The 21,284-nt window shown below is 71.6% G+C and carries 21 protein-coding genes and 2 tRNA genes; 14 read left to right on the top strand and 9 right to left on the bottom strand.

Going from position 1 to position 21,284, the window contains the following annotated elements; translation table 11 throughout:
• From GWK15_RS00675 to phnG, 3 genes are read right to left on the bottom strand one after another with little or no spacing between them, the layout of a single operon-like run.
• On the bottom strand, nt 1-1,089 hold the full coding sequence (locus GWK15_RS00675) for a carbon-phosphorus lyase complex subunit PhnI (protein WP_168038060.1): 1,089 nt from the start codon (nt 1,087-1,089) through the stop codon (nt 1-3).
• 4 nt (nt 1,090-1,093) lie between these two features.
• A complete protein-coding gene (gene phnH / locus GWK15_RS00680; protein WP_168038062.1) occupies nt 1,094-1,669 on the bottom strand; it encodes a phosphonate C-P lyase system protein PhnH in 576 nt (191 codons plus the stop codon).
• Nucleotides 1,666-2,112 (bottom strand): phosphonate C-P lyase system protein PhnG, encoded by a 447-nt coding sequence (gene phnG / locus GWK15_RS00685; RefSeq protein ID WP_168038064.1) that lies wholly within the window; start codon nt 2,110-2,112, stop codon nt 1,666-1,668. Before phnG ends, phnH begins: the two co-directional genes overlap by 4 nt.
• An 87-nt stretch (nt 2,113-2,199) precedes the next feature.
• On the opposite strand from phnG, the gene phnF reads away from it, so the two are divergent.
• From phnF to GWK15_RS00700, 3 genes are read left to right on the top strand one after another with little or no spacing between them, the layout of a single operon-like run.
• The gene (gene phnF / locus GWK15_RS00690; protein WP_168038066.1) at nt 2,200-2,931 is read left to right on the top strand and encodes a phosphonate metabolism transcriptional regulator PhnF; all 732 of its coding nucleotides are present in this window, start codon (nt 2,200-2,202) and stop codon (nt 2,929-2,931) included.
• 4 nt (nt 2,932-2,935) lie between these two features.
• On the top strand, nt 2,936-4,078 hold the full coding sequence (locus GWK15_RS00695; protein WP_168038068.1) for an alpha-D-ribose 1-methylphosphonate 5-triphosphate diphosphatase: 1,143 nt from the start codon (nt 2,936-2,938) through the stop codon (nt 4,076-4,078).
• Between the two features lie 17 nt (nt 4,079-4,095).
• Nucleotides 4,096-5,223 carry a hypothetical protein gene (locus GWK15_RS00700; protein WP_168038070.1) on the top strand — a complete coding sequence of 376 codons (1,128 nt, stop codon included), beginning with the start codon at nt 4,096-4,098 and terminating at the stop codon, nt 5,221-5,223.
• A gap of 58 nt (nt 5,224-5,281) precedes the next feature.
• On the opposite strand, the gene GWK15_RS00705 is transcribed toward GWK15_RS00700, so the two are convergent.
• From GWK15_RS00705 to GWK15_RS00715, 3 genes are all read right to left on the bottom strand, one after another.
• A complete protein-coding gene (locus tag GWK15_RS00705) occupies nt 5,282-6,043 on the bottom strand; it encodes a class I SAM-dependent methyltransferase (protein WP_168038072.1) in 762 nt (253 codons plus the stop codon).
• Between the two features lie 101 nt (nt 6,044-6,144).
• A tRNA-Asn gene (locus GWK15_RS00710) sits at nt 6,145-6,220 on the bottom strand.
• A 60-nt stretch (nt 6,221-6,280) separates the two neighbouring features.
• Nucleotides 6,281-6,351: transfer RNA gene (locus GWK15_RS00715), tRNA-Cys, on the bottom strand.
• A 110-nt stretch (nt 6,352-6,461) separates the two neighbouring features.
• Here GWK15_RS00715 and GWK15_RS00720 point away from each other — a divergent pair.
• From GWK15_RS00720 to GWK15_RS00730, 3 genes are all read left to right on the top strand, one after another.
• Complete coding sequence (locus tag GWK15_RS00720) at nt 6,462-7,118, top strand: protein-L-isoaspartate O-methyltransferase family protein (RefSeq protein ID WP_168038074.1); 657 nt, start codon at nt 6,462-6,464, stop codon at nt 7,116-7,118.
• Between the two features lie 149 nt (nt 7,119-7,267).
• A complete protein-coding gene (locus GWK15_RS00725; RefSeq protein ID WP_245211375.1) occupies nt 7,268-8,782 on the top strand; it encodes a TolC family outer membrane protein in 1,515 nt (504 codons plus the stop codon).
• A complete protein-coding gene (locus GWK15_RS00730; protein ID WP_168038076.1) occupies nt 8,779-9,315 on the top strand; it encodes a DUF2497 domain-containing protein in 537 nt (178 codons plus the stop codon). Before GWK15_RS00725 ends, GWK15_RS00730 begins: the two co-directional genes overlap by 4 nt.
• Nucleotides 9,316-9,331: 16 nt before the next feature.
• Here GWK15_RS00730 and GWK15_RS00735 read toward each other — a convergent pair whose 3' ends face one another.
• The gene (locus GWK15_RS00735) at nt 9,332-10,300 is read right to left on the bottom strand and encodes a Bug family tripartite tricarboxylate transporter substrate binding protein (protein WP_168038078.1); all 969 of its coding nucleotides are present in this window, start codon (nt 10,298-10,300) and stop codon (nt 9,332-9,334) included.
• Nucleotides 10,301-10,408: 108 nt separating this feature from the next.
• Here GWK15_RS00735 and GWK15_RS00740 point away from each other — a divergent pair, with 108 nt between their 5' ends.
• From GWK15_RS00740 to GWK15_RS00765, 6 genes are all read left to right on the top strand, one after another.
• Entirely contained in the window at nt 10,409-13,108 is a 2,700-nt protein-coding gene (locus GWK15_RS00740; protein ID WP_168038091.1) for a valine--tRNA ligase, read from the top strand.
• A complete protein-coding gene (locus GWK15_RS00745) occupies nt 13,108-13,281 on the top strand; it encodes a hypothetical protein (RefSeq protein WP_168038093.1) in 174 nt (57 codons plus the stop codon). Before GWK15_RS00740 ends, GWK15_RS00745 begins: the two co-directional genes overlap by 1 nt.
• 32 nt (nt 13,282-13,313) lie before the next feature.
• Nucleotides 13,314-14,315 carry an LLM class flavin-dependent oxidoreductase gene (locus GWK15_RS00750; protein ID WP_168038095.1) on the top strand — a complete coding sequence of 334 codons (1,002 nt, stop codon included), beginning with the start codon at nt 13,314-13,316 and terminating at the stop codon, nt 14,313-14,315.
• A 56-nt stretch (nt 14,316-14,371) separates the two neighbouring features.
• Nucleotides 14,372-16,096: a dihydroxy-acid dehydratase gene (gene ilvD / locus GWK15_RS00755; protein WP_168038097.1), complete on the top strand. Its 1,725-nt coding sequence runs from the start codon at nt 14,372-14,374 to the stop codon at nt 16,094-16,096.
• Nucleotides 16,097-16,191: 95 nt separating this feature from the next.
• Entirely contained in the window at nt 16,192-16,431 is a 240-nt protein-coding gene (locus GWK15_RS00760) for a hypothetical protein (protein ID WP_209441962.1), read from the top strand.
• 14 nt (nt 16,432-16,445) lie between these two features.
• A complete protein-coding gene (locus GWK15_RS00765) occupies nt 16,446-16,775 on the top strand; it encodes a hypothetical protein (RefSeq protein WP_168038101.1) in 330 nt (109 codons plus the stop codon).
• A 4-nt stretch (nt 16,776-16,779) separates the two neighbouring features.
• Here the strand turns inward: GWK15_RS00765 and xth are convergent, their stop codons facing one another.
• Nucleotides 16,780-17,547, bottom strand: a complete 768-nt coding sequence (gene xth, locus GWK15_RS00770) for an exodeoxyribonuclease III (protein ID WP_168038103.1) — start codon at nt 17,545-17,547, stop codon at nt 16,780-16,782.
• 271 nt (nt 17,548-17,818) lie between these two features.
• On the bottom strand, nt 17,819-18,172 hold the full coding sequence (locus tag GWK15_RS00775; protein ID WP_168038105.1) for a HesB/IscA family protein: 354 nt from the start codon (nt 18,170-18,172) through the stop codon (nt 17,819-17,821).
• 102 nt (nt 18,173-18,274) lie between these two features.
• Here GWK15_RS00775 and GWK15_RS00780 point away from each other — a divergent pair, with 102 nt between their 5' ends.
• Together GWK15_RS00780 and GWK15_RS00785 are read left to right on the top strand one after the other, a co-directional pair.
• Entirely contained in the window at nt 18,275-19,423 is a 1,149-nt protein-coding gene (locus GWK15_RS00780) for a deoxyguanosinetriphosphate triphosphohydrolase (protein ID WP_168038107.1), read from the top strand.
• A 6-nt stretch (nt 19,424-19,429) separates the two neighbouring features.
• Nucleotides 19,430-21,268, top strand: a complete 1,839-nt coding sequence (locus GWK15_RS00785) for an arginine--tRNA ligase (protein WP_168038109.1) — start codon at nt 19,430-19,432, stop codon at nt 21,266-21,268.
• Nucleotides 21,269-21,284 lie beyond the last annotated feature (16 nt).

Here is a 21,284-nt window from a genome sequence, read left to right on the forward strand (position 1 = left end):
TCATTCCGCGGCCTCCTGCATCGCTTCGCGCGCCAGAGCGGCGCGGATGGTCCGCAGGTTCTCCAACTCCGACTGGAAGTCGACGTAGTGCGGCAGCTTCAGGTGTTCGACGAAGCCCGTCGCCTCGATGTTGTCCGAGTGATACAGCACGAATTCATGATCCTGCGCCGGGGCGGTGACGTCCTCCCCGAGTTCCGTCGCGCGCAGCGCACGATCGACCAGCGCCATGGACATCGCGCGCCGTTCGCCATGGCCGAAGGTCAGCCCGTAGCCTCGCGTGAACTGCGGCGGCTCGGTGCGGCTGCCCTTGAACTGGTTCACCATCTGGCATTCGGTGATGCCGATCTCGCCGAGCTCGATCGGGAAGCCCAGTTCCGGCGGCGTGAATTCGACGGTGACGTGACCGACGCGGATCTCGCCGACGAAGGGGTGGTTGCCGCCATAGCCGCGCTGCGTCGAATAGCCGAGGGCGAGCAGGAAGCCCTCGTCGCCGCGCGCCAGGTTCTGCAGGCGAACGGGCCGCGCGGCGGGGAAGGCCAGCGGTTCGCGCGTCAGGTCGCCGGGTTCGGCGTCGGTCGCTTCCTCCCGCTGCATCAACCCCTCGCGCGCCAGCAACTCGGTCACGCGCGGCACGGCGCCAGCCGGCACCTCTGCCTGCGGCGCCTCGGCCCGATCGGAACCCTCGGCCGCCAGCGCGAAGTCGAGCAGCCGGTGCGTGTAGTCGTAGGTCGGCCCGAGCACCTGGCCGCCCGGCAGGTCCTTGTAGGTCGCGCTGATGCGGCGGCGGATCCGCATCGCGTTGGTCTCGAGCGGCTCGCTGACGCCGAAGCGGGGCAGGGTGGTGCGGTAGGCGCGCAGCAGGAAGGCGGCCTCGATCAGGTCGCCCTTGGCCTGCTTGATCGCGAGCGCGGCAAGGAAGCGGTCATGGCAGGACCCTTCCGCCATCACCCGGTCCACCGCGAGCGGCATCTGCTGCTCGATCTGCGCGACGGTCAGTTCCGGCAGCGCGGGATCGCCGCGCCGCGTCTCGTCGAGCCAGGCATGGGCGGCGGAGATCGCCCGCTCGCCGCCCTTCACGGCCACATACATCGGCTCAGCCCTCCGCGATCGCGACGGTGCGCGGCAGGGCGGCTATGCGCTCTCCCGCGCAGAGGATGACATCGACCCCCCGCGGGAAGCGCCCACGGTTGCGCGCCCAGGCCGCGACGAAATCCGACGGCAGCCCGGTGACCGCGAGGCGGTGCTCGCGCTCGATGCCCGGGCCGCTCAGACGCCAGCCGGCGCCTTCCTCGAGGGCGGCGACCTGGACGATCAGCGTCGCGCCGCGTTCCGGCTCTTCTTCGCTGCCCGCGTTCAGGTCGGCAATTACGGGCGGCGCGCCGGTCGCGAGAACGAAGGCCGCCTCGGCGGGCATTGCGGCGAAGGGCGCACCGCAATGGAAGCGCAGCCAGGCCTCCGCATCCGTGCCGGCATCCTGCCAGAGCGTGGTGCCGGAATCGGCAAGGGCGAGCAGCACCGCCGCCGCGGCCGGCATCATCGGCGCGGGCGGGCGCAGTCCCGTGCCGGCGCGCTGGATGCGGCCCGGGCGGCTCATCGCCTCGAGCACCGCGCGGAAGGTCGCCTGGGCGTCGAGAACGGGATCGGCGAAGCCGGGGGTGAGCGTGCTCATCGCGTCGTCTGCATGGCGAGGAATTCCACCTTGGTCGCCGCGGCGCGCCGGGCGTCCGCGTCACGCGACGCCGTCTGGCGCGTGGCGAGCGGTGCGATCACCGCGGCCATCAGCGCATCGCGCCGCGCCGGATCCTGCAGCGCCGCGTCGAGCACGGCCGCGAGTTCCGCCTGGCGCTTGTCGCGTCCGGCCACATAGGCGTGGCCCACCGTCTCGCCGAGCCGCACCGCGCAGCGCGTCACCGTCATCTCGCCGAGGTTGAAGGCATTGCCGTCCCCACCGGCCCGGCCACGCACCATGACGAGGCCGGTCTCGGGCGCGCGCAGGCGCTCATGGGCCGGAAGTTCGGGCATCAGGGCGGCGATCTCCTCGCCGCTCGCGCGGGCCAGCACGGCCATCCAGTGGCGGCGCTCGGCGTTCGGATCGGGTGGTGCACTTGTCATGGAATTCATCTGGACAAGTAGACATCCGCCCGCCACAAAGTCCACACGGATATCCCATGGACTTGGGCGGCGATGGTTGAAGTTTCGATGACAGGGGCGCCTCTGGCGCGGGGCCAGGGCGTGGCGTTGTGGCGCCAGATCGCGGCCTCGCTGGAAGGCGAGATCGCCCATGGCGGCCGTGCCGCCGGCGAACGCCTGCCGACCGAGGCGGTGCTGACGGAGCGCTTCGGCGTGAACCGCCACACGGTGCGCCGCGCGCTCGAGGATCTCGAGGCCCGCGGCCTCATCCGCGTCGAGCAGGGCCGCGGCGCCTTCGTCGCGGAGGACGTGGTCGACTACCGCCTCGGCCCGCGCACGCGGTTCTCGGAACTGATCCGCCGGCAGAACCGCGAGCCGGCTGGACGCATCCTGCGCATCTCCGAGGTCCCGGCCGAAACGCAACTCGCCGAGGCCCTCGGCATCCGGCGCGGGCGGATGGTGCTGAAGATCGACCGGCTTGGCCTCTCGAACGGGCGTCCGGTGGTGATCGGCGTGCACCACCTGCCGCTGCCGCGCTTCGCCGTGGCCGCCGACGTGCTAGGCGCGGAAACCTCCATCACCGCGGCACTCGCCGCCTGCGGCCTGACCGACTACCGGCGGAAATCGTCCCGCATCACCGCGCGCCTGCCGACGCCGGAGGAAGCCGACCTGCTGCAGCAGTCACGCTCGCGGCCCGTGCTGGTTTCCGAATCCCTCAACGTCGATCCCGACGGACAACCCGTGGACTGGACCCAGGCGATCTACGCCGCCGGCCGCGTGCAATTGGTGGTGGAACCCTGATCCGATGGCCTGGACGATCACTGGCGGCAGCGTGCTGCGCGACGGCGCGATGCGCGCGGAGGATCTCGCCCTTGCCGATGGAGCTGTCGCCGCGGCGCCTGCGCCGGAGGCGAAGCGCTTCGACGCGGAGGGCCTTTGCGTCCTGCCGGGGATCGTGGACATCCATGGCGACGCGCATGAACGCCAGTTGCAGCCGCGGCCGGGCGTCGACCTGCCGGTGCCGCTCGCGCTGCGCGACAGCGCGGCGCAGCTGATCGCGAGCGGCATCACCACCGCCTATCTCGGCGTGACCCTGTCCTGGGAACCGGGGCTGCGCTCGCTGGCCGCCTGGCGCGCGCTCAAGGCCGCGCTGCCGGCGGCCCGCGCCGCCGCGGCGACCGACCTGCGCGTGCATCTGCGCTTCGAGGCCGACAACCTCGACGCGCTGGACGACGCAGTGGCGGGCATCGCGGATGGCTCGGTGCACCTGCTCGGCTTCAACGACCACACGCCAGGCATCATGAAGAAGATCGACAAGCCCGAGCAGGTGGCGAAGTTCGCCGGCCGTGCGGGGATGAAGGCGGACGCCTTCCGCAGCCTGGCCGAATCCGTCGCCGCCCGGCGCGACGAGATCCCCGCCGCCCGCGCCCGCCTTGCGGAGGCCGCCCGCACCGCCGGCATACCGATGCTCAGCCACGACGACGCGACGATCGAGGATCGCGTCCATTACCGCACCCATGGCGCGACCATCTGCGAATTCCCGATGGCCGAGGCCGTGGCGGCGGATGCGCGCGCCGCCGGCGAGCATGTCGTGATGGGCGCGCCCAACGTGGTGCGCGGCGGCAGCCATATCGGCTGGGCCTCCGCCGCACCGCTCGCCGAGCGGGGCCTCGTCACCGTCCTCGCCTCGGACTACGTCTGGCCGGCGATGCTCGAGGCCGCCTTCGCCATGGTCCGTCGCGGCGCGATGGACCTGCCACGGGCCTGGGCGCTGGTCTCCGCCAATCCGGCCGAGGCCTGCGGCCTGACGGATCGCGGCCGGATCGCGCCGGGCCTGCGTGGCGACGTGGTGCTGGTCGATCCGGCGACACCGTCGCCCGTCGCCGTCTTCGCGGCCGGCCGTCTGGGCTGGCTCGCGCCGGGCGCCGAGACGCGCATCGCGCGCTGAGGGCGGGGCAGGGCGGCATGACCTCCTCCGCCGCCCCGGCGCCGCGCGAGATCACGGCGCCGATCATCCTCTTCGGCTTCCGCCAGCCGGATCGCCTGGCGCGCGTCTGCCGGGCGTTGCGGTCGCAGCGCGGCGTGGTGCTCGACGAACGGCGCATCCACCTGATGATGGATGGCGCGGTGTCCCCGCGCACCGGTCGCCGCTATGCGAGCGGGGCCGAGATCGCCGCCGGCATCGCCGCGGTGCGCAAAATCTTCCCGCGGGCCGAGATCCTCCCGGCGCCGGACAACCTCGGCATCGCGCGCAACATCGCGCGTGGCGAGGACCACGCCTTCATCACCCTCGGCGCCGAATGCGCCTATTTCTTCGAGGACGACCTCGAGCCCGGCCCCTGGTACCTGCACATGCTCGACCTGGCGCGGGAGGCGACGGCGAAGGCGGACGGGGTCGCGCATTTCGCCGTCTATGGCGATCACCGCGCGCCCGCAGTGCACGGCCCCGCCGGCTGGACGCAACTGGAACACCACTGGGCCTTCGGCCTGCACCGCGAGGCCTGGCGGCAAATTCGGGCGGAACTTGCCCCCTATGACGCCATCCTGGCGCCCGACGACTACCAGGAGCGCAACGAGGGGCGGATCCTCGCCCTCTGGCTCGCAGGCGAGTTCGGCCATGTCGCGAGTTCGCAGGATGCGGCGAAGGCGCTGGCCGCGGCGCGGCTCGGGCTCGCGCGGGTGAACACGCGGGCCTGCTTCGGCCTCTATTTCGGCGAGACGGGGGAGCATTTCACGCCCGAGATCTACCGCCGCCACGGCTTTGCGGAGGCCCAGGTCCACCGCGACGGGCCGCTGCCGCTCTCGCCGCTCGATCCGGCGGGCTTCGCGGCGGCCGAGGGCGAACGCTACCGCCATCTTCGCCGCGCCGACCTGCCGGGGCGCGTCGCCGCCTGGCAGGCGCGCCATGCGGACCCCGACCGGCCGGCGACGGAGGCCGACCTCGCCGCGCTGTACCTGCTGCTGGCCGACCGGAAGGAGGTGCCGCCCGAGGGCCGCGCCCAGGTCGGGCGCAGCCTGCGCGAGGTCCGCGCCTGGCTGCTGCGATCCGCCGAGCCGGCCATCCTGCGCGCCCTGCGCCCGCCGCGCGGCTAGAGCCGATCCCGATCAGGCGGAACCACCTGATCGGGTGAAGATGCTCACGAAAGCGGCTCTACGGCGTGGCGTCGGGCCGCCGCGCCCGGTAGGCGCGGAAGATGCCGAGCTGCACCTCGCAGCCGATGTCGGTGAAGCCCGCTTCGGCGAGCGCGCCCTGGATCGCCTCGGGCGGCACGCAGGCGTCGATGGTGTCCCAGAAATACTCCATCATCTGCTGGGACCTGCCGCGCCCGGCGATCCAGCGCGACAGGACCGGCACCACGCGGCCGAGGTAGAATCGCAGCGCCGCAAGCGCGACCGGGCTCGAGGGCTGGTCGATCTCGAGCAGCAGGACGCGCCCGCCTGGGCGCAGCACGCGGCGGTATTCCGCGAAGGTCCGCACCAGGTCGGCCACGTGGCGCAGCGCGTAGCCCATGCTCACCAGGTCGACGCTCTCGGAGGCCAGCGGCAGCGCCTCGGCGCGCGCCTGCACCAGCGGAATCGGCAAGGCGGCGCGGGCCTCGCGCAGCATGCCGCCGCTGAGGTCGAGGCCGATCACGTCCTGCGGGCGGCCGAGCACCGCCAGCGCCTCCCGCGCCACCAGCCCGGTGCCGGTCGCGACGTCGAGCAGCCTCTGGCCGGGCGCGAGCCCGCTGCGCAGCAGGGCCTCACGCCGGTAGCGGGCGCCGGAGCCGAAGGAGAAGACGGCGTTGATGCGGTCGTAGGAGGCGGCGCCGCCGTCGAACAGGCCACGGACGAAGCGGTCGCGCTGCGCCGGGTCGGCGTAGTGGCGCGGCAATGTCGCGTGCGGCGCGAGTCCGGCGGGCGGCGTATCCATCTGGTCGTCCGGCAAGAAGCGGGACGCATGGGGGCCGAGCACCCCCGCCCGCGTCAAGACCGACGCGGCGGCGGCAGGGTTCACATTCCTGGAGGAAAGGATGGCTCCCCGAGTAGGACTCGAACCTACGACCTAGGGATTAACAGTCCCGCGCTCTACCAACTGAGCTATCGGGGAACGGAGCCGGGCGCCGCATATAGTCGGGGGCGACACCCATGTAAACCCACCCGCGCGATCAGGTCCGGAGCGGAATCGAACCGCTGTAGAGGGTTTTGCAGACCCTTGCCTGACCACTCGGCCACCGGACCGCGCGGGCGCCCCATATCGACTGCGCGACCGTCGCGGTCAAGCGCCCGCTTGGCGCCCCGGCGCCGGGCGACCTATAACCCGCCCCGACCCTGTCACGAGGCCGATCACGATGGATTTCGCCGAGGCGCGCCGCTTCATGGTGGATGGGCAGCTCCGCCCCAACCGCGTGGAGGATCCGCGCATCGTCGCGGCGCTGCGCGACCTGCCGCGCGAGCGCTTCGTGCCGCCGGCGCTCGCCGCGCGTGCCTACGCCGATGCGGACGTGCCGCTGCCGGGCGGGCGCGCGATGCTGAAGCCGCTGGTGCTTGCGCGCCTCGTGCAGCTCGCCGCGCTGAAGCGCGGGGAACGCGCGCTGGTGCTCGCCGCCGGCACGGGCTTCGGCGCCGCGCTGATGGCCGCGATCGGCGGGACGGTCACCGCGGTCGAATCCGACCCGGCGCTGCTGGCCATCGCGCGCGCCGCGCTGCCGGCGGCCACGCCGGCGGGCAGCGTCACGATCGTGCAGGCCGATCCCGCGCAGGGCCACGCGGCCGGCGCGCCCTGGGACGTCATCCTCATCGAGGGCGGCGTCGGCGAGGTGCCCGCGGCGATCGAGGAGCAGCTCGCCGAGGGCGGGCGCCTGGTTGCTGTCGGGCTGGCCGGTGGCCCGCCGGGCCGTGCGCTGCTGGCGCGCCGCGCGGGCGGCACCACGACGACGACGGCCGCCTTCGACGCCCATGCCCCGGCGCTGCCGGGCTTCGCCGCGGCGCCGGCCTTCGCCTTCTGAACCCGGTCCCGCACATCGACACACTTCGTTGTCGGGTGCGGGCTGGCGCCAACGTGTTGCGCTGCGTTAAGGTTTTCCCCTGACACTGGGGCAGTCCGTGCCTGTTTCGGCGGACGGCCGGCCGGAAGATCTGGGGATCGGCGACTGACATGATGAGTCTGCGCGGGACGATGCTGCTTTCTGTTGCCCTGGCGGCGCTTGCGCCCGCCAGCGGCAGGACGCAGTCGTTGCAGGAGGCGCTGGCCGCCGCCTATGCGAACAACCCGACGCTGCTCGCTGCGCGCGCGCAGCAGCGGGCGGTGGACGAGAACGTGCCGCAGGCGCTGTCCGGCTGGCGGCCGACGGTCGTGCTCTCGGGCGCGGGCGGCTACACCAACTCGACCAACCGGCTGCAGACCACCGTGCCGGCGGCGCGGGATTCCGCGGGCAACCTGCTGAACCCGACGACGGTCGGCGAACCCTTCTCGCTCTACACCGACATCCCGCGCAACACCGCGACGATGCAGGCGACGGTCACGCAGCCGATCTATCGCGGCGGACGCACGACCTCCTCGACCCGCCGGGCGGAGAACCAGGTCTACGCCCAGCGCGCGCGCCTGCTCGCGACCGAGCAGGGCGTGCTGCTCGATTCCGTCGCCGCCTATGTCGCGGTGATCCGTGACGGGGAGGTGGTGCGCCTCAACGCCAACAACGTCGAAGTGCTGATGCGACAGTTGCAGGCGACGAATGAGCGCTTCCGCGTCGGCGAGATCACCCGCACCGACGTCGCCCAGGCGGAATCCCGCCTCGCCGGCGCGCGCGCCAACCTCCAGCAGTCCGAGGGCAACCTGCAGTCCTCCCGCGCGGTGTTCCAGCGCCTGATCGGCGTCGAGCCCACGCGCGTGCAGGCGCCCCCGCCCGTCATCCCGCCGGTCCGCTCGGTCGAGGAAGCGGTGCGGCTCGCCACCGACAACAACCCGACCGTCGTCGCCGCCACCTTTGACGAGGCCGCGGCGCGCGACTTCATCGACGTGCAGTTCTCCGCCCTGATGCCGCAGGTCAGCGTCAACGCCTCGGCCTTCCGCATCGACAACACCAACACGCGCGGGTCGCGCCAGACCGGCACGCAGGTAACGGCGAACCTCTCGGTGCCGCTCTACCAGGGCGGCGCCGAGCATTCCGCGGTCCGCCAGGCGCGCCAGACGGCGCAGCAGGCCCGGCAGGCGGTGGCGGATGCCAAGCGCCTCGCGGCGCAGCAGGCGACGCAGGCCTGGGAATCGCTCCGCACGGCGCGCGCCCAGGTCGAAAGCGTGCGCGCCCAGATCCGCGCCCAGGAAATCGCCCTCGACGGCGTGCAGCGCGAGGCGATCGTCGGCAGCCGCACCACCCTCGACGTGCTGAACGCCGAGCAGGAGCTGCTCAACGCCCGCGTCAGCCTGGTGCAGGCGCTCGCGACGCTGATCAACGCCTCCTACGCGCTGACCGCGACGGTGGGTCGGCTCACCGCGCGCGACCTCAGCCTGCCGGTCGATGTCTATGACCCGCGCACCTACTACAATGCCGTGCGCGACCGCTGGTTCGGCACCGGGGATTTCTCGGACGTCCCGAACCAGCCGCAGGGGGCGGTGCAGGTGCAGTCCCTCACGCCGGTCGTCCAGCCCGCCGCCGGACCTCGCAGCCCATGAGCCAGCCGCCGACCACCCCGCCCCCCGGGGGCGTGACCGCCGACCAGTCGATGGAGGACATCCTCGCCTCCATCCGGCGCATCCTGAACGAGGACGAGGCCGCCCCTGGCGCCGCGGCCGCCCAGCCCGCGGCGCCATCGGCCCCTGCCGCGCCGGCCCCGCAGGCCGAGGCCGCCCCCCTCATCCTCACGGAGGAGATGATGGTCTCCCCGCCTGTCCCGGCGCCCGAGGCGCTGACCCCAGTGCCCCCGTCGCCGGAACCCATGCCCGTCCCGGCCCCCGTGCCGTCGGCGGACGCGCTGCTGGCGCCGGCGGTGGCCGCCGCCGCGGCAGCCTCGGTGGGGCGGCTGCTTCAGGCGGTCTCGGCCGACCGCACCGCCACGGTGACCCGCGGCGGACCGTCCATCGAGGATGTGGTGCGGGAGGAACTCCGCCCGCTGCTGAAGGACTGGCTGGACCAGCACCTGCCCGGGATGGTCGAGCGGCTGGTCCGCGCCGAGATCGAACGCGTGGTCGGGCGCGCCCTGAGCTGACGCGCCCCGCCCGGGCTCAGTCCGGGCGGATGTTGTTGTCGCGCACCACCCGGCCCCAGACCGTCATCTGCGTATCGAGGAAGGTGGCGAAGGCCTCCGGGCTCGATCCGACGACGTCCACGCCGAGCGGGCCGTTGAGCCGGGCGCTGACCTCCGGCACCGCCAGCGCCTTGGCGAGCGCGGCATGGACGCGGCGGACGATCGGCTCGGGCACGCCGGCGCGGCCGATGAAACCCCACCAGGCCAGCGCATCGATCCCCGGCACCCCGGATTCCGAGACCGTCGGCAGGTCGGGGAAGTGCGGGGAACGCTGCCCGCCGGTCTGGGCGAGCGGCCGCAGGGTCGCACCCACCTGGCCGCCAAGCCCGGCATTGGTCGCCATCGGCATGTCGAGCTCGCCGGCGGCAGCGGCCGCGCTCATCGGCCCGCCGCCGCGATAGGGCACGTGCACGACCTTGAAGCCGCCCGCCGCCTGCATCAGCGACATGGTCAGGTGCGCCAGCGACCCGTTGCCGATCGACCCGTAGGTCAGGGTGTCCGGCCGCGCCTTGGCGGCCGCGATCACCTCCGGCAGCGACCGCCAGGGGCGCGAATTGTGGGTGGTGATGAGCATGGGCGAGGTGCCGAGCAGCATCACCGTCGAGAGGTCCCGCTTCGTGTCGAAGCCGAGATTCGGGATCAGCGCCGGGTTCACCGCATGGGTGTCGAAGACCATCGCCCAGGTCTGGCCGTCGGCCGGGGAGCGCGCCAGTGCCGCCGTACCGATGGCGCCCGACGCACCCGGCCGGTTCTCGATCACCACCGGGACGCCCAGCTCGGCCGAGAGCGTCGGCTGGAGCAGGCGGGAAATCGTGTCCACCGACCCGCCGGGCGGGAAGGGGGCGATCAGCTTGATCGGCCCGTTCGGCCAGGGGGCCTGGGCCAGGGCCGGGCGGGCGAGGGTGGCGGCGGCGAGGCCGAACAGGCAGCGTCGGCTGGCGATCATGGTCGTTCCCCGGGATGGACGAGCCCGCTTAGCCCAGGCGCGCGCGGCCCGTCCAATCCCTGCGCGTCGCCCTTGACGCGGGGGCGGCGGCGGGGAAGGGATGCGCCCATGCTCGACAAGTCCTTCGACCCCGCCGCGATCGAACAGCGCCTCTATGAGGGCTGGGAGAGCGCGGGCGCCTTCTCGGCCAACCCGGCCTCTCCGGCGAAGCCCTTCACCATCATGATCCCGCCGCCGAACGTGACGGGGTCGCTGCATATCGGGCACGCGCTCGACAACACACTGCAGGACGTCCTGATCCGCTGGCGGCGCATGCAGGGGCGCGATGCGCTGTGGCAGCCGGGCACGGACCATGCCGGCATCGCGACGCAGATGGTGGTCGAGCGGCTGCTGGCCCAGCAGGGCAATGCCGACCGGCGCTCGATGGGCCGCGAGGCCTTCGTGAAGCGCGTCTGGGAATGGAAGGCCGAAAGCGGCGGGACGATCACCCGGCAGCTGCGGCGCCTCGGCGCGTCGCTCGACTGGCCGCGCGAACGCTTCACCATGGACGAAGGCCTGTCCGAGGCGGTGCGCGAGGTCTTCGTGCGCCTTTACCGCGAAGGCCTGCTCTACCGCGACAAGCGCCTGGTGAACTGGGACCCGAAGTTCCTCACGGCGATCTCGGACCTCGAGGTCGAGAGCAAGGAGGTGAAGGGGCATCTGTGGCACCTCCGCTACCCGGTGGAGGGCGAACCGGGCCGCTTCCTCGTGGTCGCGACGACGCGACCCGAGACGATGCTGGGCGATACGGCGGTGGCCGTGCACCCCGAGGATGACCGCTTCCGCGACCTGGTCGGCAAGCGCGTGATCCTGCCGCTGACCGGCCGCGCCATCCCGGTGGTGGCGGACGAGTATTCCGACCCGGAGAAGGGCTCGGGCGCGGTGAAGATCACCCCGGCGCACGACTTCAATGACTTCGAAGTCGGCAAGCGCCATGCGCTCGCCTCGCCCTCCGTGCTCGATGCGGAAGGCAAGGTGATGCTGGACGAGATCGCGGCCTCGCTCGCCGCGGTCGATGGCGTGTCGGACCTCGACTTCGTCCGCGGCCTCGGCGGCCAGGACCGCTTCGCGGCGCGCAAGGCGATCGTCGCGCGGCTCGAGGAGATGGAGCTCGTCGAGAAGATCGAGCCGCACACCCATGCCGTGCCGCATGGCGACCGGTCGGGCGTGCCGATCGAACCGCGCCTGACCATGCAGTGGTACGTCGACGCCAAGACGCTGGCCCAGCCCGCGATCAAGGCGGTCGAGACCGGCCAGACCGTGTTCACGCCCAAGCAGTGGGAGAACACCTTCTTCGCCTGGATGCGCGACATCCAGCCCTGGTGCGTGTCCCGCCAGCTCTGGTGGGGCCACCAGATCCCGGCCTGGTATGCGCCGGACGGCGAGGTCTTCGTCGCCCATACCGAGGACGAGGCCCGCGGCCTGGCGCGGGCGAAGTTCGGCCGCGACGTCGAGCTGACGCGCGACGAGGACGTGCTCGACACCTGGTTCAGCTCCGCGCTGTGGCCGTTCAGTACCATCGGCTGGCCGCAGAAGACGCCGGAACTGGCGAAGTACTACCCCGGCGACGTGCTGGTGACGGGCTTCGACATCATCTTCTTCTGGGTCGCCCGGATGATGATGATGGGCATCCACTTCATGGGCGAGACGCCCTTCAAGACGGTCTGCATCCACGGCCTGGTGCGCGACGAGAAGGGGCAGAAGATGTCCAAGTCGCGCGGCAACGTCATGGACCCGCTGGAACTGATCGACGCCTATGGCGCCGATCCGGTGCGCTTCACGCTCTGCGCACTGGCCGGGCCGGGGCGCGACATCAAGCTCGCGAAGCAGCGCATCGAGGGCTACCGTGCCTTCGCCACGAAGATCTGGAACGCGTCGCGCTTCTGCGAGATGAACGGCATCGCGCCGCGCACGGACTTCGATCCGGCGTCGGCGAAGCTGCCCCTGTCGCGCTGGATCCTGGACGCGGCGAACAACGCCGTGGCCGAGGCGAACGCCGCGCTCGAGGCCTTCCGCTTCGACGACTATGCCGGCGCCTGCTACCGCTTCACCTGGAACACCTTCTGCGACTGGTTCCTGGAATTCGCCAAGCCCGTGCTGAATGGCCCGGATGGGGCGGACAAGGACGAGGTGAAGGGTGCGGCCCAGCACGTGCTCGGCACCATCCTTCGGATGCTGCATCCGGTGATGCCGTTCCTGACCGAGGAGCTGTGGCACCGCATGGGCTATGGCGCGGAAGGAAGCCTGATCCGCGCGGCCTGGCCGGAAGCCGTGTCCGTCGACGGTGCGGCCGATGCGCGCGCCGAGCTCGACTGGGTGGTGCGCGTGGTCTCCGAGGTCCGCACGGTGCGCTCGGAGATGAACGTCGCGCCGTCCATCACCGTGCCGCTGCTGCTCGCCGGTGCCTCGGGTGAATCGCTGGCCCGCGCCAAGCGGTGGGAGGACGCGATCCGCCGCCTTGGCCGCGCGACCGAGATCCGCGCGCTCGAAGGCGAGGCCCCCAAGGGTGCCGTGCAGGCCGTCGTCGGCGAAGCCACCATCATGCTGCCGCTGGCCGACGTCATCGACCTTGGCGCCGAGCGTGCGCGCCTCGCCAAGGAACGCGCCCGCATCGAGGGCGAGGCGCAGAAGATCGAAGCGAAGCTCGGCAACGAGACCTTCGTCTCCCGCGCGCCCGAGGAAGTGGTTGAGGAGAACCGCGAGCGCCTCGCCGCCGCGAAGGTCGAGATGGCGCGCCTCGATGCCGCCATGGCGCGGATCGCCGGCTGATGTTCGACAGCGCCACGATCAACCTTTTCATCGCCATCACGATCTTCGTCGTGGTGACGGTGGCGGGGCGGGACCTGCTGGCTCGGTTCGGCATGTCCAAGGCGGTGGCGCAGGGCATCTCGGGGATGGTCGCGATCGGCGTGGCGGTGGGGTTCCTGCTCGCCATCGGGTAGCGGGCGGCCCTCGCGCCGCCCATATGCCGACCATGATCCCGCTCTCGGTCCTCGACCTTTCGCCGATCCCGGACGGCAGCGACGCCGGCCATGCGCTGCGCAATTCCCGCGACCTCGCCCGCCATGCGGATGCGCTCGGCTACCGGCGCTTCTGGATGGCGGAACACCACAACATGCCCGGCATCGCCAGCGCCGCGACGGCCGTCGCGCTGGCCCATGTCGCGGAAGGCACGCGGCGGATCCGCATCGGCGCCGGGGGCATCATGCTGCCCAACCACGCGCCGCTGATCATCGCCGAGCAGTTCGGCACGCTCGCCGCGCTGTATCCGGGGCGGATCGACCTCGGCCTCGGCCGGGCGCCGGGCACCGACCAGGTCGCGGCCCGCGCCCTGCGGCGGAACCTGGCGGGGGATGCCGATTCCTTCCCGCAGGACGTGCTGGAGCTGATGGAATACTTCCGCCCCGCCCATCCGGACCAGGCGCTGCGCGCCGTGCCGGGGGAGGGGCAGGCGGTCGAGGTCTGGATCCTCGGGTCCAGCACTTTCGGGGCGCAACTCGCCGCCTATCTCGGCCTGCCCTACGCCTTCGCCTCGCATTTCGCGCCGCAGATGATGATGGAGGCGATCCGGGTCTATCGCGAGACCTTCCGCCCGTCCGAGCGCCTGGCGAAGCCGCATGTCATGATCGGCGTGAACGTCTTCGCGGCACCGACCAAGGCGGAGGCGCGTTTCCTCTTCACCTCGCTCCAGCAGGCCTTCGTCAATCTCCGCACCGGACGCCCCGGCAAGCTGCCCGCACCCATGGAAGGCTACGAGGCGCGGCTCGATCCCCGCGCGCGGATGATCCTGGACAATGCGCTGTCCTGCTCGGTGGTGGGCGCGCCCGAGACGGTCCGGCGCGGCATCGCGGACCTCGTCGCCCGCACCGGCGCGGACGAACTGATGGTCACGGCGCAGATCCACGATCCGGCGGCGCGGCTGCGGTCCTTCGCGCTGCTCGCCGAAGCCCATGCGGCGCTGCCCGTGGAGGCTTGACGGAGGACGGGCATCCGCGCCCGGATAGGCTCCAGACACGCCTGAGGAACCCGTCCATGGCCACCACCCGTTGGGACAAGTCCCGCCTGCCCAGCCGCCACACCACCCAGGGGCCGGAGCGCGCGCCGCACCGCTCCTACCTCTATGCGATGGGCCTGACGCGGGAGGAGATCGACCAGCCGCTGGTCGGCGTCGCCTCCTGCTGGAACGAGGCCGCGCCCTGCAACATCGCGCTGTCCCGCCAGGCGCAGGCGGCCAAGAAGGGCGTGAAGGAAGGCGGCGCGACGCCGCGCGAATTCACCACCATCACGGTGACCGACGGCATCGCCATGGGCCACCAGTCGATGAAGTCCTCGCTGGCCTCCCGCGAGGCCATCGCCGATTCGATCGAACTGACCATGCGCGGGCATTGCTACGATGCACTGGTCGGCATCGCGGGCTGCGACAAATCGCTGCCGGGCGTCATGATGGCCATGCTGCGGCTGAACGTGCCGTCGGTCTTCATGTATGGCGGCTCGATCATGCCCGGGAAGCACCACGGGCGGGACGTGACCGTGCTCGACATCTTCGAGGCGGTCGGCCAGCACGCCGCGGGCAACATGTCCAACGAGGAACTGGACGAGCTCGAGCGCCATGCCTGCCCCGGCGCCGGCGCCTGCGGCGGCCAGTTCACCGCCAATACCATGGCCTGCGTGTCCGAGATGATCGGCCTCGCGCTGCCGTTTTCCGCCGGCGCGCCGGCGCCTTTCGAGGAGCGCGACGCCTATGCCGTGGCCTCCGGCAAGGCGGTGGTGGAACTGATCCGCCGCAACCTCCGCCCGCGCGACATCGTCACCCTCGACGCCCTGCACAACGCGGCGGCGATCGTCGGCGCGACGGGCGGGTCGACCAACGCCGCGCTGCACCTCCCGGCCATGGCGCACGAGGCCGGCATCCGCTTCACCCTGCAGGACGTCGCGGAGATCATGCGCAAGACGCCGCACATCGCGGACCTCAAGCCCGGCGGGAAATACGTCGCCGCCGACGTGCACCGCATCGGCGGCGTGCCCGTGATCATCAAGGCGCTGCTCGACGGCGGCTATGTGAAGGGCGACTGCATGACGGTCACCGGGAAGACGCTCGCCGAGAACCATCGCGAGGTGATCATCCCGAAGGACCAGGACGTCGTTCACCCGACCACTAACCCGATCTCCCCGATCGGCGGGGTGGTCGCGCTGCACGGCAACCTCGCCCCGGACGGCGCGATCGTGAAGATCGCGGGGATGCACAACCTGCGCTTCGAGGGCACCGCGCTGTGCTTCGACTGCGAGGAGGACGCGTTCGCCGCCGTCGAGGCGCGCGCCTACAAGCCCGGCGATGTCATCATCGTGCGCTACGAGGGTCCCAAGGGCGGCCCCGGCATGCGGGAGATGCTGTCCACCACCTCCGCCATCTACGGGCAGGGGATGGGCGACAAGGTCGCGCTCATCACCGATGGCCGTTTCTCCGGCGCGACGCGCGGCTTCTGCATCGGCCATGTCGGGCCGGAGGCCGCGGTGGGCGGCCCCATCGCGCTGCTGCAGAACGGCGACAAGATCGTCATCGACGCCGAGCGCGGCACCATCGACATGATCGTGCCGGAGGAGGAGATCGCGCGACGCCATGCCGCCTGGAAGCCGCGCGGCCACGACTACAACGCCGGCGCGCTGTGGAAGTATGCGCAGCTTGTCGGCCCGGCCTATCTCGGCGCCGTCACGAACCCCGGCGGCGCAGCCGAGACGCACTGCTACGCCGACCAGTAGCGTTACCCTTCGTATGCCATCGCCCTGCCATCGGCGGGGCGCAGAAACCTCCGATGCGGCGGTGCGTTGAACCGGCGCATTGGAGGATGCGTATGATGCTCCGCCGCCTTTCGCTGCCGTTGCTCGCCGGTGCCGGCCTCGCGGGATGCGTCGCCTATCCGCAGCCGGTGGCCTATGCGCCGGCCGCACCCCCGCCACCCGCGCCCGTCTATGTTGCGCCGCCCCCGCCGCCGCCCGCGGCGGTCTATGTTGCGCCGCGGCCGCGGCGCGTCTGGGTGCCGCGGCGCTGCGACGCCTGGGGCCGGTGCTGGGGCGGCTACTGGCGCGTCCAATGACGATGAGGCCCGCCATGTCCCGCTTCCTGCCCTGCCTTGGCCTGGCCGCGCTGCTCGGCGGCTGCGCCGTCTATCCGGACGGCTCGCTCGGCCCGCTGCCGCCGGCCGCCCCGGCGGGCGTCTATATCCCGCCGCCCGCGCCGGCCGTGCCCTATGCGCCGCCCGCCTATGGCTATCCGGGTGGCGAGGGCGCATCGGTCTACTACGTCCCGCCAGCGGCGCCGCCGGTGGTCGTCTCGCCCTCGATCGGGCTTGGCTTCTACTGGGGGCCGCGCGGCTATTGGGGGCCTGGCTATTACGGCCGGCCCTATTACGGGCGGCCCTACTACGGGCGCCGCTGGTAGCGGGTCAGCGCAGCGTCGCGATCACCGGCGTGTGGTCCGACGGCTGCGCCTCGCTGCGCGGCATGGTGTCGACCTCGCAGGCTTCGAGCCGTTCGGCGAGGTCGGCGCTCAGCAGTACATGGTCGATGCGCAGGCCGCGGTTGATCTCGAAGGCCGCGCCGTAGTCCCAGTAGGTGAACAGCGTCTCGTCGGGATGCAGCGCGCGCAGCGCGTCCGTCAGGCCGAGATGAAGCAGCGCGCGGAAGCGCGCGCGGCTTTCGGAGCGGACCAGCGCATCGGTGTCGGGCAGGGCGCCCGGCGCGAGATCCGCCGGCGTCGGGCAGACGTTGAAGTCGCCCAGGATCGCGAAGGGCGTGAAGGAATCGAGCCGGTCCGCCGCCACCGTCCGCAGCCGGTCCATCCAGCGCAGCTTGAAGGCGAAACCCGCATCGCCGCCCGAATTGCCGTTGGGCAGGTAGATGCCGGCGGCATTCAGGCCTTCGGCGCGCACCTCGATGTAGCGGGCCTGGGTGTCCTCCTCGTCGCCTGGCAGGTGCTCAGCAACGACCTCGTAGGGAATGCGCCCGATCACCGCGACGCCGTTGCGTCCGCCGGCCTGGCCGACCGCGTGCGTTCGGTAGCCCAACGCCTCGAACTCCATTGCCGGCACCTGTTCGGCCGTGCAGCGCGTCTCCTGCAGGAAGAGCAGGTCGGGCTGGGCCCGCTGCAGGAACCGCGCGACATGGCCTGCACGCTGGCGGATCGAATTGACGTTGAAGGTCGCGAGCTTCATGCCGGCTTCGTTCGGAAGGGAAGGGTGTTCCTATACCCTTCCGGCGACAGCCGCGCGACCGGCCTTCAGGCGGCCAGAGCTGCCGCCATGCAGGCGAGGAAGAGGCCGATCCGCAGGATGATCGCGGGCGCAACGGCATAGTCGAGCTTCGGTTCGGCCATGAGGAACCCTCCGGTTCGGCTGGCCGCGCGCTGGGTCCCTGTTACGGCAACGTTATGTGTCAGGATTGCTGACCTGCAAGCTAATTGCTGCGCCGCAGCAATCCGACGCGTCAGCCCACCGAGAAGGAAGTCCCGCAGCCGCAGGCCGACACCGCCTGCGGGTTGCGGATCGCGAAATGCGCCCCGATCAGTTCCTCGGCCCAGTCGAGTTCCGCCCCGGCCAGCAGGTCGAGCGAGACAGGATCGACGAAGACCCGCCCCGCGCCGTCGCCCACCACCAGGTCCTCCTCGGCCGGCGCGTCCTCGAGCCCGAATTTGTACTGGAAGCCGGAACATCCCCCCGCTTCGACCGCCAGGCGCAGGCCGGCGGCGGGCCGGCCCTCGCGCGCCGCGATCTCGCTGATCTGGGCGCGGGCACGGTCGGTGACGCGGAAGGCGGGGGCGGTGCTGCTGCCGTCGGGCATGGCGTTCGGACTCCTGGCACCCCCAACATAGGACGCCGGCCGCGACGATCAAACGGGCGGCCGGTTGCCGGGGGGCGCGCCCGGGTGCTACGGCCCCCGGCCATGAGTCTCGCGCCCTATGCCGTCCGGCCGGAGACCTCGCGCGGCCGGTTGCATCCGGAAGCGGGGGGCGATGCGCGCTCGCCCTTCCAGCGGGACCGGGACCGCATCATCCACGCCACCGCCTTCCGCCGGCTGCAGTACAAGACCCAGGTCTTCGTCTACCACGAAGGCGACCATTTCCGGACGCGCCTGACCCATTCGATCGAGGTCGCGCAGATCGCGCGCTCCATCGCGCGTCAGTTGTCGCTCGACGAGGACCTCTCGGAAGCCCTCGCCCTCGCCCACGATCTCGGCCACCCGCCCTTCGGCCATGCGGGGGAGGACGCGCTGAACAGCGCGATGAAGCCCTATGGCGGCTTCGACCACAACGCGCAGTCGCTCAAGGCGGTGACGCTGCTCGAGACGCGCTACGCCGGCTTCGACGGGCTGAACCTGACCTGGGAGACGCTGGAGGGCCTTGCCAAGCACAACGGCCCGCTGCGCCGCCCCGCGCCCTACATCGCCGAATACGACGCGCAGCATCCGCTCGACCTCGGCACCCATGCGAGTGCCGAGGCGCAGATCGCCGCCCTGGCGGACGACATCGCCTACAACAACCACGACCTCGACGACGGGCTGCGCGCGCGGCTCTTCACCCTCGAGGAAGTGGGCGCGCTGCCGCTGATCGGCGATGCGCTGGCCGAGGCGCGCCGCGCCGCGCCCGCGGGCGCCGAGGACCGCGTGCCGTCGGAGATGATCCGCCGCGTCATCAACATGATGGTGGGCGACGTCGTTGCCGAATCCCGCCGGCGCATCGCAGCGATGGCGCCGGCGAGCGTTGACGACATCCGCCGCGCGCCACGCCCGGTCGTTGCCTTCTCCGACGGCATGATCGAGGCGAACAACGTCCTGCGCGACTTCCTGTTCACCCGCATGTACCGCCACTGGCGGGTGAACCGCACCATGGCGAAGTCGAAGCGCGTGGTACAGATGCTGTTCAGCCTGCTGCATGGCGGGCCGCAGATGCTGCCGCCGATGTGGCGCGCCCGTGCGGGCGATGCCGGGTCGCCGCACTGCGCCCGCGTCGTGTGCGACTACATCGCCGGCATGACTGACCGCTACGCGCTGGAGGAACACCGGCGCATGACCGACCCCGACATTCCTGGCTGAGAGCCCATGACCGACAACATCTTCACCCTCCTGACGCAGGAGGTGCGCGGCGCGCTCGCCGCCCTGGTGCCCGACCTGCCGGCCGAGGCCCTCTCGCGCGTCCAGGTCGAGCCCCCGCGCGAGGCGGCGCATGGCGACATGGCGACCAATGCCGCGCTGGTGGCCGCCAAGCCCGCGCGCATGCCGCCGCCCAAGCTCGCCGCCGCGCTGGCCGAACGCCTGGTCGCTTTGCCGATGGTGTCCGAGGCGACCCCCGCCGGCCCCGGCTTCGTGAACCTCCGGCTGAAGGAGGATTTCCTCCGCGCCCAGGTCGGTGCCGTGTTGCTGGCCGGGGAGGCCTACGGCGAATCCCGCCTCGGCGCCGGCGTGCGCGCGAATGTCGAATACGTCTCCGCCAACCCGACCGGGCCGATGCATGTCGGGCATTGCCGCGGCGCGGTGGTGGGCGATGCGCTCGCCAACCTGATGGCCAAGGCCGGCTGGGCGGTGACGAAGGAGTATTACGTCAACGACGCCGGCAACCAGGTCGCAGCCCTCGGCTGGGCGGCCTATTGGCGCTACCTGCGCGCGGTCACCCTCGACGCCGAGGAATGGAACGCGGAACAGACGGAGCGCCGCTTCGGCGTCACGCTGCAGTATCGCGGCGACTACCTGGTCGCGGTGGGCGAGGCGCTCGCCGAACGCTACGGCGACAGCCTGGTCGCCCGCCGCATCGAGGCCGACACCCTGCCGGAGGAGGAGACGCTGTCCGCCTTCGGCCCGGCCCTGGAACGCGGCTGGCTGGTGAAGTCCGCTTGGCTCGATACCTGCCGCGAAACCGCGGTCGCGATGATGATGGCCGAGATCCGCGAGGACCTCGCGCTGCTCGGCGTGACGCAGGATGTCTTCCTCTCCGAGCGCGCGCTAGTCGAGGCCGGCGCCGTCGAAGGCGCGGTGAAGCTGCTCGAGGACAAGGGCCTCATCTACGAGGGCGTGCTCGAGCCCCCCAAGGGCAAGACGCCCGAGGATTGGGAGCCGCGCCCGCAGACGCTGTTCCGCGCGACCGATTTCGGCGACGACGTGGACCGCCCGCTGCGCAAGTCGGACGGGTCGAACACCTACTTCGCCAACGACATCGCCTGCCACGCCGACAAGATCGGCCGCGGCCACGAACTGCTGATCGACGTCTGGGGCGCGGACCATGGCGGCTACGTCAACCGCATGCAGGCGGCGGTGCGCGCGGTCTCCGGCGGGAAGGTGCCGCTCGAGATCGTGCTGTGCCAGATCGTGCACGTCATGAAGGCCGGCGAGCCCGTGCGCATGTCGAAGCGCGCCGGCACCTACGTCACGCTGCGCGACCTGATCGAGGAAGTCGGCCGCGACGCGGTGCGCTTCACCATGCTGACGCGCAAGTCGGACGCGCAGATGGAATTCGACCTCGACAAGGTGGTCGAGCAGACGCGGGACAACCCGGTGTTCTACGTGCAGTACGCCCATGCGCGCTGCCGGTCGGTTCTGCGCCAGGCGGGGGATCCCAAGGTGGGCGAACTCGCGACGGCGCCGCTCGCGGCCCTGACCGACCCCGCCGAGATGGCCCTGATCCGGCGCATCGCGGCCTGGCCGCGCACCGTGGAAGCAGCCGCAACAGCGCGTGAGCCGCACCGAATCGCGTTCTATCTGCAGGACTTGGCCGGGGATTTTCATGTACTGTGGAATCGGGGTCGCGACGATTCGACGCTCCGGTTCATCCGGGCGGAGGAGCCGGAGGCGACCCGGGCCCGGCTGGCCCTCGTCGCGGCGACTGCGACGGTGATCCGATCGGGCCTCGGCGTCATGGGGGTGACGCCGGTGGAGGAGATGCGCTGACGGGCTTGCCCACGGC

The sequence above is a fragment of the Neoroseomonas oryzicola genome (assembly GCF_012163135.1).
In the GTDB taxonomy this organism is placed as follows: Bacteria; Pseudomonadota; Alphaproteobacteria; order Acetobacterales; family Acetobacteraceae; genus Neoroseomonas; species Neoroseomonas oryzicola.